Genomic DNA, 14,956 nt, shown 5'->3' with positions numbered 1-14,956 from the left:
ATCCCGCTGTCCCAGGATCGCCGGGCCGCTCTCCGGGCAGGTGAAGGATGCGCGGCCACCGGCGGTCCAGGACGGCTACAAACAGATCATCGCCGCGGAACGCGGGGCGCAAGAAGGGACAGCGGCATCAGGAAGCGTGAAGTTCAGCACTCAACGGTGGGGCGCGTCCGCCGCGCCGCGCTGGCGCTGGCGGTGCCCGCCGCCCTCCTCCTGTCCGGCTGCGTGGCGACACCACAGAGCGGCATCACGAACTCCAGCAGCCCGTCGGAGCTCATTCCGGTGCCGGCGTCGGGCATCCCCACCACCAGCGCTCCGCTCGAAACAGCCCAGACGTCGAACAAGGCTCCGGTGTATTGGATCGGCAGGAGCAACGACAACGCGTTTCTCTACCGCGAGTTCCGTGACGTTCCGGATCAGGACAACCCCGTCACCCGCGCCCTTCGGGTGATGATGTCCCAGACGCCGCTGGACCCGGATTTCTTCACGCCGTGGCAGAACCCGAAGAAGCTGGCGACGTCGATTTCCGGCAAGAATGTCATCACGGTGGATGTCTCCGCGGATGCCTTCAACAGCAACGTGGATGCGGCCATGGCTGAGCGAGCCATCCAGCAGCTCGTCTACACGGCGACGGCTGCCGCGGCCAGCGCGGGGCTCATCGATGCCGGACAGCAGGCCCAGGTGGTTGTGCTGGTTGACGGTCACACGGACTACGTGGCCTTCAACCACGTCCGGCTGGGCGAGCCGACCTCCCGCGGCGCCGGGATGGTGGCACCTGTGTGGATCATCGATCCGCAGGAGGGCACGTCAGTGGCCGACGGGTCGGTCAAGGTCAGCGGCCGGAGCACCGTCCAGGGCGGAAAGCTCCGCTGGGCGATCCTCAAGGTAGACGGCGACGGCGACAACGCCAAGACCGCCTATCTCAACGGCAACGCCACCGCCTCGGCCGACTCCACCCAGTCCGGGTTGTTCACCTTGTCCGTGAACCTCGGCCCGGGCAACTACGAAGTCCGCGTGTCCCAGGTGGACGCGTCCGACAGCGCCAAGGAAGTGTTCCAGGACACCCGCGGCTTCACTGTTAAATAGTCTGGCGCATCAAATAGTCCTGCGAGCCAAATAGCCTGGCACATCAAATACTCTTACGCGTCCAATAGCCTTCACGTCAGGAAGCCGCCACGCCGGCTGCCGGTCACCAGCGGCCGAGGACGTCGCTGGCCAGCACGGTGGCGGCGGGCCCGGCGGTGGACGAGCGCAGCACATGGTGCCCCAACAGGGCCGTGACCGCCCCTGCGTCGCACAACCTGGTCACCTCCCGCGGGCTGATGCCGCCCTCGGGACCTACGATCAGCAGCACTTCACGGGACCCGGCGTCGCCAGGCATCGCGGTTTCCAGCCATGATTCCAGTACTTGCCGCAGCGGGCGGACGGCATCTTCGTGCAGGATGACTGCGAGGTCTGCGGCCGCCACGGCCGCCTGCAGCCCGGCGCCGTCGACCGCCGCCCGGACCTCCGGAATCCAGGCGCGGCGCGCCTGCTTGGCAGCTGCCGTCACCACCGACTGCCATTTGGCGTGCGCCTTCGCGGCCCGTTCAGCCTTCCACCGCACAATGGACCGCTCCGCCTGCCAGGGAATGACGGCGTCGATGCCCAGCTCGGTGGCTGTTTCCGCCGCAAGTTCGTCGCGGTCGCCTTTGGCGAGGGCCTGGACCAGGACCAGCCGGGTCCCGGGCCGCGGCTCATCGGCAAGGTCGAGGCATTCGACGGTCAGCTCACCGGGCAGGGCGGCGGTCACCGTGCCGGTCAGCCGTTTACCCGCACCGTCGGCGATGTCCACGGCCTCGCCGACGGCGATCCGCTTGACGGTGACGGCGTGGCGGGCCTCAGCGCCCTCCAAGACGAAGGCGGAGCCGGGGACCTGCTGGTCCAACGTGCCGGGGGCGGTGAAGAAGACCGGGTTACTCACCGCTACAGGTTACCGAGCCGGTCCCGGAGTTTGGCGAAGACGCCGCCGCTGGCCGCGAGCTTTCCGGCTGTGAAGTGTTCGCCGCGCAGCTTGGCCAGTTGGCGGAGCAGGTCTTCCTGGGCGGCATCGAGCTTGCCGGGCGTTTCGACCTGCAGGTGCACTTTCAGGTCACCGCGCCCGTGGCCGCGCAGATGGGTGACACCAAGGCCTCGCAGGGTGATGATCTCGCCCGACTGGGTGCCGGCCCTGACGTCGATCTCCTGCTGCCCGTCGAAGGTGTCGAGGCTAATTTCGGTGCCGAGCGCCGCGGCCGTCATGGGGATGTTGAGGCTCGCGTGCAGGTCGTCGCCGTCGCGGACGTACGTGGCGTCGTTGTTGACCCGGATCTCCACGTACAGGTCACCGGCCGGACCGCCGGCGGGGCCCGCCTCGCCCTGGCCGGACAACTGGATGCGGGTGCCCGTGCCAACGCCAGCCGGTACCTTGACGGTCAGTGAGCGGCGGCTGCGGATCCGGCCCTGGCCGTTGCATTCGTTGCAGGGGTCCTTGATGACGGTGCCGAAGCCCTCACAGGATCCGCACGGGGCCGAGGTCATGACCTGGCCCAGGATGGAGCGCACAGCGCGCTGGACCTGGCCACTGCCGCCACAGATGTCGCAGCGCACCGGGTGGGTGCCCTCGCGGCAGCAGGAACCCTCGCACGTCGGGCAGATGACAGCCGTGTCAACCTCGAGCTTCTTGTTTACGCCGAACACCGCGTCGCGGAGGTCAATCCGCACGCTGATCAGCGCGTCCTGGCCGCGGCGGACCCGGGACGCCGGGCCACCCTGGCCGCCGCCCGCCCCGAAGAAGGTCTCGAAGATGTCTTGGAAGGCGAAGCCCTGGCCCGAGTAGCTGCCGCCGCCGAAGCCGTTGTCGGTGCCGTTCTCGTTGCCGGTGGTGTCATACACCCGGCGCTTCTGCGGATCGGAGAGGACCTCATAGGCGTGGGTGACGGCCTTGAACCGGTCCGAGGCGTCTTCTCCCGGGTTCACGTCCGGGTGCAGGGTCCGGGCCAGTTTCCGGTAGGCCTTCTTGATCTCCTCCCCCGTTGCGTCGCGGGAGACTCCAAGAACGTCATAGTGGCTGGTCAAAGTTTGTATCTCTTCCTTTTTGTACTGCCGGTGGGGCACTGCCTGTGGGGCAAGAAGTCGCGTTGGTCCCGGGGCCGTCAGGGCCCCAGGATCCTCGAAAGGTAACGGGCCACCGCGCGGACGGCGGCCATGGTGGTTGGATAGTCCATCCGGGTGGGTCCAAGGACGCCGACCTTGGCCGTGGCGTCCGGCCCGTAGGCGGTGGCCACCACCGAGGCCTCGGCGAGACCGTCGTAGGGGTTTTCCCGGCCGATGCTGACGGTAACACCGCGCGGGTCTTCGGCCATTTCGCTGAGCAGGCGGAGCATTACCACCTGCTCCTCGAGCGCCTCCAGCACGGGGCCGATGCTGAGCGGAAAGTCCACATTGGATCGCGCCAGATTCGCCGTCCCGGCCATGACCATGCGCTCTTCGCGGCTGCTGGTGGCCAGGGCCTCCAGGCCGCGGGCCAGCGCCTGCGCCGGACCACGGCGCGCGGGCGGGCCGCTGGCGACGACGGCGGGCAGCAGCTGGGGCAACAGGCTCAGCGGGGTTCCGGAGAGGCTCGCCAGGAAGCGCGTGCGCAGCTCCGCAAGGGCGTCGTCGGGAATGTCCTGCCCGACGTCGATGACGCGCTGCTCCACTTTGCCGGTGTCCGCGATGAGGACAATCAGCACCTTCCGGGGGGCGAGCAGCACAAACTCTATGTGCCGCACCCTGGCGCGGCTGAGGAGCGGATACTGCACGACGGCGACCTGGTTGGTCAGGTGGGAGAGGAGCCTCACGGTCCGGTCGAGGATGTCGTCGAGGTCCTCGGATCCTTCCAGCAACGCCTGGATGGCCCGGCGCTCGGCCTGGGACAACGGCTTCACCGCTGAGATCTGGTCGACGAAGAGCCGGTAGCCCTTGTCGGTGGGGATCCGGCCGGCGCTGGTGTGCGGCGCCGTGATCAGGCCTTCGTCTTCCAGCGCCGCCATGTCATTTCGGATCGTGGCGCTGGACACGCCGAGATGATGCCGCTCGACGAGCGCTTTGGAACCAACGGGCTCACGCGAATGGACGTAGTCCTCCACGATGGCGCGCAGCACTTCGAGTTTGCGCGGTTCGCTCACGCTCCACCTCCAATCGACGGTCCCGCAGCCGGTGCCGCCCGCGTTGTCCCGTTCGCGTCCAGAAGTAGTACCAGAGGTAATACAGAGACGGCCGTCTTTGGGACAAGGGTTAGCACTCGACATGCCTAAGTGCTAACCAGTCTAATATGAGTCGCCGCGTTGTTAGCATTGGATTCGCTCCAGGCGTGGCCCGCGGGGCCGCGATTCCCGTCACGCAGGTGCCGGGACAGTGGCAGCCGCTGCCGTTGCCGCGCCACCGCGGCCCGGTTCCGGACCCGGAGAGTTCCACCGACCGCCGTACATTCCGAGTGCAAAGTAAGCGTGTAGAGATGTCGTACCAGAACTGGGGACCCCAGGACCTGTCCGCCCCCGCCAAGACCCAGTTGCCGGAGGTCCCGGTGGAACGCGGGATGGTCCTCGAGGAGGTCCAGTCCGGCTGGGTGGGAGCCGTGACCCGGGTGGAGAAGTCCGGCGGCATGCATGTGGTGGCGCTGGAGGACCGACGGGGCAAGTCCCGGTCCTTCCGCCTCGGCTTCGGCTTCCTGTTGGAGGGCCAGCCTATCCGGCTGATGCCGCCGGCCCCGAAGAAGGCGGCGCCGGCCGCCGGTGCCGGCCGCACGGCGTCGGGCTCGGTCCGGGTGGCGGGGCACCGCGCCCAGGTGGCCAAGGCCAGCCGCATCTGGGTGGAGGGAAAACACGACGCCGAGCTGGTGGAGAAGGTCTGGGGCGATGATCTCCGCGTGGAGGGCATCGTCGTCGAACCCCTGCACGGCATCGACGACCTCGCGGGCGCCGTGGCGGAGTTCGGTCCGGGCCCCGGCCGCCGCCTCGGCGTCCTCGTGGACCACCTGGTGCCCAACTCCAAGGAGTCACGGATCGCCGACGCCGTTATGGCGTCACCGGGCGCCGCCGGCAACGTCCTGATTGTGGGCCACCCCTATGTGGATGTGTGGCAGGCCATCCGGCCTGCGGTCCTGGGTATCGAAAAGTGGCCCGTGATCCCCCGCGGCGTCGACTGGAAGACAGGCATCCTGATGGCTTTCGGGTGGCCCCACTCCACAAAGGAGGACGTCGGCCTCGGCTGGCAGAAACTGTTGGGGGCTGTCCGCAGCTATGCAGACCTGGAGGCGTCCCTGCTGGGCCGCGTGGAAGAGGTCATTGACTTCCTCACCGTGCCCTAGTTTGCCGCGGCGGACGCTCCCTGATCTCCATTTCCGCGCCGGAGCAAGTATTCTTGGAACGGCGGCCGCGCTCCCAGCACGGTTCCGGCTAGTCCAGCACAACCCAGGCAGCAACGCATCACCGCAATCCGAAGGGCTTCACCGTGGCAGATAACGCACGCGAACAGACGGGCAACCAGGCCGGCCAGGGTCAGCCCCCGTACCATGGCGTTCCGGCAAATGCACTCCCGCTGACGGCCAGCGAGGACCGGCAGTGGGCCACGCTGGCGCACTTCGGCGGCATCCTGGGCTGCGTGCCGTCGCTGCTGATCTATCTGATCTTCAAGGACCGCGGCCCGTTCACGGCGCAGGAATCCAAGGAAGCCCTCAATTTCACGCTGCCGCCGACCCTCGCCGCGGTGCTCGCCAATCTGCTCGTCTTCATTCCCGTGGTGGGCAACCTCTTCGCCGTGCTCGCCACGGTGATCTGGATCGCCGTGACGTGCTTCTCGGTGGCGGCAGGCATCCACGTCAACCGCGGCCAGCCGCACCGCTACGAGTTCAACCTGCGCTGGATCAAGTAGCCCAGCCCGGACGCAAGCAAGAGAGCCGGCCGCTGCCCGTCAGGGCTAGCGGCCGGCTCTTTTCATGTGCGGCTGCAACGCTGTGTCCGGCTGGGCTGTAGTGCCCGGGTCGGCCCGCTCAATCCGGCAGGATCCTGCGGACCACGGCGTCGGCCAGCAGCCGGCCCTTGAGCGTGAGGATGAGCCGGCCCTTGAAAGCGGCCGCGGGATCCACCAGGCCGTCGGCAATCAGACCCGCGACGGCGTGCCGGCCGGTGTCCCCCAGGCCGCCCAGGCTCGGGATGTCCAGTCCGGAGTTCAGCCGGGCCTCGAGCATGACGCGTTCCACGTTGCGGGTTTCGGTGTCCAGCGTTTCGCGTCCGGCGGCGGGTGAGACCCCGGCGCCGAGGCGGTTGGCGTAGGCGGTGGGGTGCTTGACGTTCCACCACCGCACGCCTCCCACGTGCGAGTGCGCTCCGGGGCCGATGCCCCACCAGTCATCCCCCCGCCAGTAGGCGAGGTTGTGCCGGCAGGCCTGACCGGGAGTGCGGGACCAGTTGCTGACCTCGTACCAGGTGAGCCCGGCCGCGGAAATCAGCTCGTCGGCGAGTTCGTATTTGGCGGCGTGGTCGTCGTCGTCGATTCCCGGCACTTCGCCGCGGCGGATCTGCGCCGCAAGCTTGGTGCCATCCTCAACAATCAGGGCGTAGGCGCTAATGTGGTCGGGGGCGTAGGACAGTGCCGTCTCGAGCGAGCAGCGCCAGTCCTCCAGCGACTCCCCCGGCGTCCCGTAAATTAGGTCGAGGCTGACCGCGAGCCCCGCATCCCGCGCCCACTGCACCACTTCGGGCACCCGGCTGGGCGTGTGGGTGCGGTCCAGGACCTTCAGGACGTGCGGCACGGCCGACTGCATGCCGAAGGACACGCGCGTGAACCCGGCGTCGGCGAGTAGCTCCAGTGATTCGGGGGTGACGGAATCCGGGTTTGCCTCAGTGGTCACCTCGGCCCCGGGCTGCAGGCCCCAGGCGCCGATCGCGGCCGTGAGGATGCGCGCCAGGTCCTCGGCCGGCAGCAGCGTGGGCGTGCCGCCGCCAAAAAAGACCGTACTGAGCGGGCGCGCGGGCAGGCCGCTGCGCTTCAGGACCTCGGCGGCGAAATCCACTTCCGCGATCGCTGTGGCGGCGTAGGCGTCCTGAGAGGCCCCGCCGCCCAACTCGGTGGCGGTGTACGTGTTGAAGTCGCAGTACCCGCACCGGACCGCACAGAACGGGATGTGCACGTACAGCCCGAAGGCGCGCTGATCGGCGCCCTCGCGCGCCTGGGCGGGCAGGAGCCCGTCCGGCGGCGCCGGGTCACCGAGAGGAAGAACGCTAGGCACGGGCCCGGCCTGCCGATACTGCAGCAACAGTCATTACCAGCACCGCTACTTCTTGGCCTTGTCCTTGGACTCGTCCGTCGTGAGCGCGGCGATAAAGGCTTCCTGCGGCACTTCGACGCGGCCCACCATCTTCATGCGCTTCTTGCCTTCCTTCTGCTTTTCGAGCAGTTTGCGCTTTCGGGTGATGTCACCGCCGTAGCACTTAGCAAGGACGTCCTTGCGGATGGCGCGGATGCTTTCGCGGGCGATGATCCTGGAGCCGATGGCGGCCTGGATGGGCACCTCGAACTGCTGGCGCGGAATGAGTTCGCGCAGCTTGCCGGTCATCATGACGCCGTAGGCGTAGGCCTTGTCCCGGTGCGTGATGGCGGAGAAGGCGTCAACCTGCTCGCCTTGGAGCATGATGTCCACCTTGACGAGGTCGGCCACCTGCTCGCCGTCGGCCTTCCAGTCCAGCGAGCCGTAGCCGCGGGTCTTGGACTTGAGGATGTCGAAGAAGTCGAAGACGATTTCGGCCAGCGGCAGGCGGTAACGGATTTCCACCCGGTCCTCGGAGAGGTAGTCCATGCCGCCCATGACGCCGCGCCGGCTCTGGCAGAGCTCCATGATGGCGCCGACAAACTCGTTCGGCGCAAGGATGGTGGCGGACACCATCGGCTCGCGGACTTCAGCGATTTTGCCGGTGGGGTACTCGCTGGGGTTCGTGACGTGGACGATTCTCTTGTCCTCCAGCGTCACCTCGTATTCCACGTTGGGGGCGGTGGAGATCAGGTCCAGGTTGTACTCGCGTTCGAGCCGCTCGCGGGTGATTTCCAGGTGCAGCAGGCCCAGGAAGCCCACCCGGAAGCCGAATCCCAGCGCGGCGGACGTCTCGGGCTCGTACACCAGCGCGGCATCGTTGAGCATCAGCTTCTCGAGCGCATCGCGGAGCACCGGATAGTCGGTGCCGTCCAGCGGGTACAGGCCGGAGAACACCATAGGCTTGGCGTCCGCATAGCCGGGGAGGGATTCGGTGGCCGGCTTGGCAAGGTTGGTGACGGTGTCGCCCACCTTGGACAGGCGGACGTCCTTCACGCCGGTGATGAGGTAGCCGACTTCGCCGACGCCGAGGCCCTTGGAGGGGGTGGGCTCAGGGGAGCTGACACCGATCTCGAGGAGCTCATGCGTGGCGCGGGTGGACATCATCTGGATGCGTTCGCGGGGGTGCAGCATGCCGTCGACCACGCGGACGTAGGTGACCACACCGCGGTACGTGTCGTAGACCGAGTCGAAGATCATGGCGCGGGCCGGGGCGTTGGGGTCGCCCACGGGGGCCGGCAGGTCGCGGACGATCTTGTCCAGCAGGACCTCGACGCCCATGCCCGTCTTGCCGGAGACGCGGAGCACGTCGTCGGGGTCGCCGCCGATCAAGTTGGCAAGTTCCGCCGCGTACTTCTCCGGCTGGGCTGCCGGAAGGTCGATCTTGTTCAGGACCGGGATGATCGTGAGGTTGTTTTCCATCGCCAGGTAGAGGTTGGCGAGGGTCTGGGCCTCGATGCCCTGGGCCGCGTCGACCAGCAGGATCGCACCTTCGCAAGCCGCGAGCGAGCGGGAGACCTCATACGTGAAGTCAACGTGCCCGGGGGTGTCGATCATGTTCAGCGCGTAGCTGGTGCCGTCGAGTTCCCAGGGCATGCGGACGGCCTGGGATTTAATGGTGATGCCGCGTTCGCGCTCAATGTCCATGCGGTCCAGGTACTGGGCCTTCATGTCACGGGACTGGACGACGCCGGTGAATTGAAGCATCCGGTCGGCCAGTGTGGATTTGCCGTGGTCAATGTGCGCAATGATGCAGAAGTTCCGGATGATGGCCGGATCTGTTGCGGCGGGCACCGGGGCGGTGCGGGCCATGGGAGACACGCAGGGTCCTTACTGTTGGCATTAAGGTTGGCTTGTCCACGGGTCGGCGCGGATGGCTGGTTTTCCATCCTGCGACGTGGCGCAATTGTCGTTCCTATAGTCTCCCACGTCCGGGCCGGTGGCAGTGCATCCCTGCATTGCGTTGCGGGCTCTTGTCAGTCCCGTGGATTCTCCGCGCAACTCTGCCTGCTCCCCTCTCCCCCGCTGGGGGAGGCCGGTATGGTTTCCCCATGGCTTGGAACTTACGATCGATCGGCAACGCGGTCCGCGACGCACTCCGCTACCTGGACAAACTCGGCGGCTCCCCACCGGGCACCACCCGCGGACCGGCGGCAAAACCTGCCCGGAAACCTGCAGCGAAACCTGCAGCGAAGCGGCGGCCGGGCCAGACACGGCCCAGCGCCCCGACCCGCGCCGCGGGCGGCGCCCCGGCCGCCGGGCTGACCGGGACGTATCCCGGCGACTTCCTGGGGCGGGCGGCCGTCCGCTACGCCCCCGCACCCAACGGTCTGCCCGAGCCCGGCGAAATCGTGTGGACCTGGGTGCCCTATGAAGAGGACTTTTCCCAGGGCAAGGACCGCCCGGTGCTGCTGGTGGGCACCAGCGGCCGGTATCTGCTGGGCCTGATGCTGACGAGCAAGGACCACGACGGCGACTCCCGCCGGTCGGATGACTACGTGGACATCGGCACGGGCCCGTGGGACCGCCAGTGGCGGCCCAGCGAAGCGAAGCTGGACCGGGTTCTGCAGATCAACGCCAAGGACATCCGGCGCGAGGGAGCGATCCTGGACGTCGGCCGCTTCAACCTCATCGCAGCGGCCCTGCGGGAGCGCCGCGGCTGGAGCTAACCCGCCAGGCGCCAGGGGCGGCGGATCACAACCCGCACTCGTGCCTGCACGTTCATCTCTGCTATTATTTACAGCTGTGTGTCCGTGCAGGTCGACGGCCACAGATGGTTGGTCGCCATAGGTATCCCCACGCCGCTCAGTCAATGGCCAATCTGAAAGCCCTCTAGACCATTTTCCGCATTGAAAAAGAGAGTTCACACGTGGCTAATATCAAGTCCCAGAAGAAGCGCATCCTGACCAACGAGAAGGCTCGCCTGCGCAACAACGCAGTCAAGTCCGAGCTGAAGACGGCCATCCGCGCCGTCAACACCGCCGTTGAGTCCACCGACAAGGATGCTGCCGCTGCCGCACTGGTTGCAGCCGGCCGCAAGCTGGACAAGGCTGTCAGCAAGGGTGTTCTTCACAAGAACAACGCTGCAAACCGCAAGTCCGCGATCTCCAAGAAGGTCAACGCACTCTAAGGTTTCCAGTTCACTTGAACTGATGATTGTGGCCGGCACCCCATGGGTGCCGGCCACATCCAGTTAAGCCGCAAGTTGCGTCCGCATACCGTTACGCCAGGTGGCCGCGGCCGGAGCTGCCCCGACACGCGGGCGGGTGGGCCCGAACCCTTGTGTCAGGACCTGCGAACCGAGGTGGCAATCACCGTGACCGCATGTTCAACGGCATAGACGGGATCGCGGGAGAGCCCCTTGACCTGGGCGTCGGCCTCGGCCGTGACCTGGATGGAGCGGACCAGCCCCTCGGGCGTCCAGCGCCGAACTTCCCGCTGGGCCTGTTCGACGAGCCAGGGCTGCATTCCCAGCTGCTTGGCGATCTGCGAGGACGACCCCTGCGCGCCGGCCACTTTGGCCAGGGAACGCAGCTTGGATGCCAGCGCCGCCACGATCGGTACCGGGTCCGCGCCGGTGGCCAGGGCGTGGCGGAGTGTGGAGAGGGCCAGCGGGCCGTTGCCCGCCATCGCGGCGTCGGCGACCTTGAAAGCCGAGGCCTCGACCCGGCCTCCGTAGTACTTGTCCACCATGGCGGCGTCCACGCCGGTGGTGGCGTCAGCGATCAGCTGGCTGCAGGCGGCGGCGAGTTCCGCGAGCTGCGCACCGACCGCATTGACGAGGGCGTGCACGGCGTCGGGGTCGATACGACGGGACGCCGTCTTGAACTCGGACGTGACGAAGGCGATCTTCTCGGCGTCTTTCTTGAGCGGCTGGCAGTCGACAACGGGCCAGCCCGCGGCTTTGATGGCGTCCAGCAGCTTTTTGCCGCGGACTCCCCCGCCGTGCCGGAGCACCAGGACGGCGTCCGGTTCCGGCTGCGCCACATACTTCAGGGCATCGGCGAGGAAGGCATCGTTCATCGCCTCGAGCCCCTCGACCTCGATGAGCTTCCGTTCGCCGAAAAGTGAAGGGCTGACGTTCATGGCTAGCGACCCGGCCGCGTAGCTGCCGGCGTTGAGCCGGGTAATTTCGACGTCAGGCGCCGCCTCGCGGACCTGCCCGCGGATACGGTCCATTGCACGCGAACCCAAATAGTCTTCCGGGCCGCCGACCAAAACTACGGCAGCCGGTGTCACGTCGCGCCAGGTGGCGGTGTTCGACGCCGAGGTCCTGGGCCGTTGGGTCTGGGCAGCAGCCACTCGTGATTCCTCCCGGAAGTTGGTTTGCGGACTCTAAGCGTCCCACGCCCGGACCGGTGCTCCAAGCCGCGCCTGACGGCCTGCCGGGCGGCCGACCGTGCCGCCTCACGCGACCCTCCTTCGAGGACGGCAACCACCCGGGCGTGTGCCGCCAGGACGGCCCGGACAACCGCGGCAGGGTGCAGGGCCACCCACGCCGCTGCCAGCACAGTCGCGGAAAAGATGCCCATGGTGGCTGCGCCGAACGCCCCTTCCGGCCATGGCAATGCGGCGCCCGGGAGCGCCGCGAAGAAGCGGGCGATCCCCGCCACAGCGCCCGCGAAGAAGGCAGCAACGACCACTAAGAGCTCCCCTGCGGCAGAGACGGCGGGCAGGAGCGCCACAGCGGCCGTGCCGAGGAGTGTCACTGGCGCCACGAACCCCGCAGCGGCCACGTTTGCGGGCAGTGCGTACGCACCGAACTGCGGTTGCAACAGCACGATCGCCGGAGCGCAGAACAGCTGGGCGGACAAGGGGACGGCGACGCCCGCCGCGGCCCAGCGCGGCACTGCGGCTGGCACCCAGTCCATGATGCGACGTCCGGCGACCACAATTCCCAGAGTGGCCAGCACCGAGAGCAGGAATCCGAAGCTGGTGGCCAGAACCGGCTGTGCCAACAGCAGGCCGATGACGGCAACGCACAGCAGGCTGAGTCCGCGCCCCGCCCGCCCAAAAGCTACTGACGCGAGGCCGATGCTGCCCATGAGCGCGGCCCGCAGCACACTGGGATCCGGTCCCACCATGACGACGAACAGCGCTAGCCCCGCGAGACTGGCCGCGGCGGCCGCCGTGCGCGGAAGGCGCAGCGAGCGGGCGATGAGCAGCAGGGTCCCCAGGATCAGGCTGCAGTTCGCGCCGCTGACGGCGGTCAGGTGCGTCATCCCCACCGTCTTCATGGCAGCTTCCAATTCCGGATCCAGGGCGCTGGTGTCGCCGGTGACCATGCCGGGCAGCAGCCCGGAGGCATCGCCCCCGGCCCGTGCCGACGCGGCGGTGAAGGCACGGCGCAACCCACCGGGACCCTGCTGCCACGGCCCCGGTCCCTGCAGCGCCGTTGGAGCGGACGAGGCCGAAAGGAGTCCCGCCTCCGGCTCGCCGGGTTCGGCCGGTCGGAGCTTGCCCGTGGCGCGCAGGCGCTGGCCCGGAACTGCGTGTTCCCATGCCGCTCCACCCATGACGACTAGCCGGGCCTCTCCGGCAACTTTGTGGCCGCCCAGGGTCATCGTCTTCAGCTTCACGGGGACTGCCCAGCGGTCCGCCAGCCCGCCGGATCCAGGAATCCTGAGTCGCCGCGGGGCGCCCGCAATTTCCAGTTCCGCGACGACAGCCGCGCGGGCGGCCACTGCATCAGCGATGGCGCCGTCATGCCGCCGGGACGCGTCAACGGCGGCATGTGCGCCCGCCGCGAGGGACAGCAACAGCGCCACAGCCACAGTGGCGCGAAGGCTGCGTGCTGCCGCCGGCCCAGGACGGGGGCCGTGCCCGGCGGCTTCCCGCACAGTCTTGGCGCCCCGAACCCTTGCTTTCCGAACCCTTGCTTTCCGAACTTTGGCGCTCCGGACTGTGCCGCGACCGAACCCAACCCGGCCGGCGTTTCCGCGGCCAGCCATGTAAAGCAGGATTCCGGCGGCTGCCGCAAGTGCCGCGCACAGACCCGCCAGCCCTGCAGGGGACAACCAGTTTCCGGCCACAGCGGTCCCCCAGACAAGGAGGGCAGGCAATCCCAGCCGAAGGTCCGTCCGCCTGGTCCGTTCCGTTGAGCGTCGACCCAAGGAGGTGTCACGCGCGGGCCGGGACAGCATGCGGCCGGTGAAGTGCCCGGGAGGGAACCGCCTAAGCCGCCCAAGGCGCCCCCGGAAATCCGGGAGCCGCTTCACACGCTGGCCCGCAGGCGGTCTGCCACCGGGCTGCGGACCGTGGGCCTCCGCCGTGGCAACGCCCGATCCACGGACCCGACCGGTGCACACCAGCGCCTCGCGTTCCGCGCGCGGCGGGGACTGGACGGCCGACTCGACGTAGCGCTGCCAGCGGCTCCGCAGGGCTGCCGCAGGACCCCGCAGGCTGGGCTGCCCCACGCCACGGCGTGCCACGTCAGCGTCCCGTGCCACGTCCTGCTGCCGCACGACGGCGACCCGCCGTGCCATCTCAGATGCCCACTAGCGGCAGCAGGGCTTCGAGCAACTTCGGACCGATCCCGCCAACTGCGTCGAGCTCCTGCACGGACTTGAAGCGCCCGTGCTGTTGACGCCAGTCCACGATGCGCTGCGCCAAGACCGGACCGACGCGCGGGAGAGTCCCCAGTTCCTCGAGGCTGGCGGTGTTGAGGTTGATCTTTCCGCCACCGCTGCCGGGCCCCGTGCCGCCCGTGGTGGAACCGGACGCAGGTGAGCCTCCTGTGGGCACATCGGCCTGGTCAGGTTCGCCGCGGATGGGCACCAGGACCTTCTGGCCGTCCTCCACCACCGCCGCCAGGTTGAGCCGGTCCGGATCCGCTTTGTCCGTGGCGCCGCCCGCCGCCAGGATCGCTTCGTAAAGCCGGCTGCCCGAAGGCAACTGAACCACCCCCGGTCTGAGTACGGCGCCGGCAACATGGACCTCGATGCTTTCCGGCCCCGTGCTGGCATCTTCTCCCGGCGGCGCGATGGTCTCGCCGGCTGCCGGACCGGGTGCTTCCTCCACGGCCGGGGCGGACTCGCTGAACGCGACCACTTGCGCGCCGCCGGTGCCGGCCTGCCACCAGAAGCAGCCGCCCAACACCGCGGCGAGGACGCCCAGCAGAACAGCCGCCCGCACACCGGTCCTGGCCCGCAACCACGCGGAGAGCGGCACCCTTGCTTCGTCCCCGCGCCCGGGGGGCTGCACGGCATGCGTTCCGGCGCCGCCGGCGCTGCGCCGGCCGACACCACCGACCGCCGCGGCCGCCGGGGACGGGGCGGTGACGCCAGACGCCGGCAAACCCAACAGCCCCAGGGACAGATCCGCTGCCCGGTCCGCGCCCAGCTGCATCCCCGGACTCCAGGCCTGCGGCGAATCTCCGGCGCCCCGGCCGGACGGTGACTCACCGGCGTCCCCGGCATTCCTGGCGTCGGGGGCATCCGTGGCCACGGATTCACCTCCGGCATCTTTCAGCATCGACGCCAGGCGTTCACGGGCAACCCGGACTCCGGTGGCGGATTCAGCTCCCGGGTTTCGGCGTGACATGGAAGCGACTCTAGGCAACCCTCACCGACGCCGACATCCGGCACCAGACGT

13 protein-coding genes are annotated in these 14,956 nt (G+C 68.3%); 5 read left to right on the top strand and 8 right to left on the bottom strand.

The annotated features are described in order from the left end of the window. Window positions 1–156: 156 nt before the first annotated feature. Window positions 157–1,083, top strand: a complete 927-nt coding sequence (locus tag M2428_RS10565) for a GerMN domain-containing protein (RefSeq protein WP_277525904.1) — start codon at window positions 157–159, stop codon at window positions 1,081–1,083. A gap of 103 nt (window positions 1,084–1,186) precedes the next feature. Here M2428_RS10565 and M2428_RS10560 read toward each other — a convergent pair whose 3' ends face one another. The 3 genes from M2428_RS10560 to hrcA form a co-directional block, all read right to left on the bottom strand. Continuing rightward, window positions 1,187–1,960, bottom strand: coding sequence for a 16S rRNA (uracil(1498)-N(3))-methyltransferase (locus tag M2428_RS10560; protein ID WP_277525903.1), 774 nt, complete (start codon window positions 1,958–1,960; stop codon window positions 1,187–1,189). A 2-nt stretch (window positions 1,961–1,962) separates the two neighbouring features. After that, window positions 1,963–3,093 carry a molecular chaperone DnaJ gene (gene dnaJ, locus M2428_RS10555; protein WP_277525902.1) on the bottom strand — a complete coding sequence of 377 codons (1,131 nt, stop codon included), beginning with the start codon at window positions 3,091–3,093 and terminating at the stop codon, window positions 1,963–1,965. 77 nt (window positions 3,094–3,170) lie between these two features. Beyond that, a complete protein-coding gene (hrcA, locus tag M2428_RS10550) occupies window positions 3,171–4,184 on the bottom strand; it encodes a heat-inducible transcriptional repressor HrcA (protein WP_277525901.1) in 1,014 nt (337 codons plus the stop codon). A 329-nt stretch (window positions 4,185–4,513) separates the two neighbouring features. On the opposite strand from hrcA, the gene M2428_RS10545 reads away from it, so the two are divergent. Further along, entirely contained in the window at window positions 4,514–5,365 is an 852-nt protein-coding gene (locus M2428_RS10545) for a DUF3097 domain-containing protein (protein WP_277525900.1), read from the top strand. 143 nt (window positions 5,366–5,508) lie between these two features. After that, window positions 5,509–5,928, top strand: a complete 420-nt coding sequence (locus tag M2428_RS10540) for a DUF4870 domain-containing protein (RefSeq protein WP_277525899.1) — start codon at window positions 5,509–5,511, stop codon at window positions 5,926–5,928. Window positions 5,929–6,046: 118 nt separating this feature from the next. Here the strand turns inward: M2428_RS10540 and hemW are convergent, their stop codons facing one another. Continuing rightward, on the bottom strand, window positions 6,047–7,285 hold the full coding sequence (gene hemW, locus M2428_RS10535; RefSeq protein WP_277525898.1) for a radical SAM family heme chaperone HemW: 1,239 nt from the start codon (window positions 7,283–7,285) through the stop codon (window positions 6,047–6,049). 45 nt (window positions 7,286–7,330) lie between these two features. Then, window positions 7,331–9,184, bottom strand: coding sequence for a translation elongation factor 4 (lepA, locus tag M2428_RS10530; RefSeq protein WP_277525897.1), 1,854 nt, complete (start codon window positions 9,182–9,184; stop codon window positions 7,331–7,333). Between the two features lie 230 nt (window positions 9,185–9,414). Between lepA and M2428_RS10525 the strand changes: the two genes are divergently transcribed. Next, window positions 9,415–10,032 (top strand): type II toxin-antitoxin system PemK/MazF family toxin, encoded by a 618-nt coding sequence (locus tag M2428_RS10525; RefSeq protein WP_277525896.1) that lies wholly within the window; start codon window positions 9,415–9,417, stop codon window positions 10,030–10,032. 200 nt (window positions 10,033–10,232) lie between these two features. Beyond that, a complete protein-coding gene (rpsT, locus tag M2428_RS10520; RefSeq protein WP_090581023.1) occupies window positions 10,233–10,493 on the top strand; it encodes a 30S ribosomal protein S20 in 261 nt (86 codons plus the stop codon). Between the two features lie 155 nt (window positions 10,494–10,648). Here the strand turns inward: rpsT and holA are convergent, their stop codons facing one another. From holA to M2428_RS10505, 3 genes are all read right to left on the bottom strand, one after another. Continuing rightward, the gene (holA, locus tag M2428_RS10515; protein ID WP_277525895.1) at window positions 10,649–11,665 is read right to left on the bottom strand and encodes a DNA polymerase III subunit delta; all 1,017 of its coding nucleotides are present in this window, start codon (window positions 11,663–11,665) and stop codon (window positions 10,649–10,651) included. After that, window positions 11,599–13,131, bottom strand: a complete 1,533-nt coding sequence (locus tag M2428_RS10510) for a ComEC/Rec2 family competence protein (protein WP_277525894.1) — start codon at window positions 13,129–13,131, stop codon at window positions 11,599–11,601. Before M2428_RS10510 ends, holA begins: the two co-directional genes overlap by 67 nt. Before the next feature lie 718 nt (window positions 13,132–13,849). Continuing rightward, window positions 13,850–14,905 (bottom strand): helix-hairpin-helix domain-containing protein, encoded by a 1,056-nt coding sequence (locus M2428_RS10505; protein ID WP_277525893.1) that lies wholly within the window; start codon window positions 14,903–14,905, stop codon window positions 13,850–13,852. Window positions 14,906–14,956 lie beyond the last annotated feature (51 nt).

The sequence above is a fragment of the Arthrobacter sp. ES3-54 genome (genome assembly GCF_029504395.1).
GTDB lineage: Bacteria > Actinomycetota > Actinomycetes > Actinomycetales > Micrococcaceae > Arthrobacter.
This window is presented reverse-complemented; position numbering and strand designations above follow the sequence as displayed.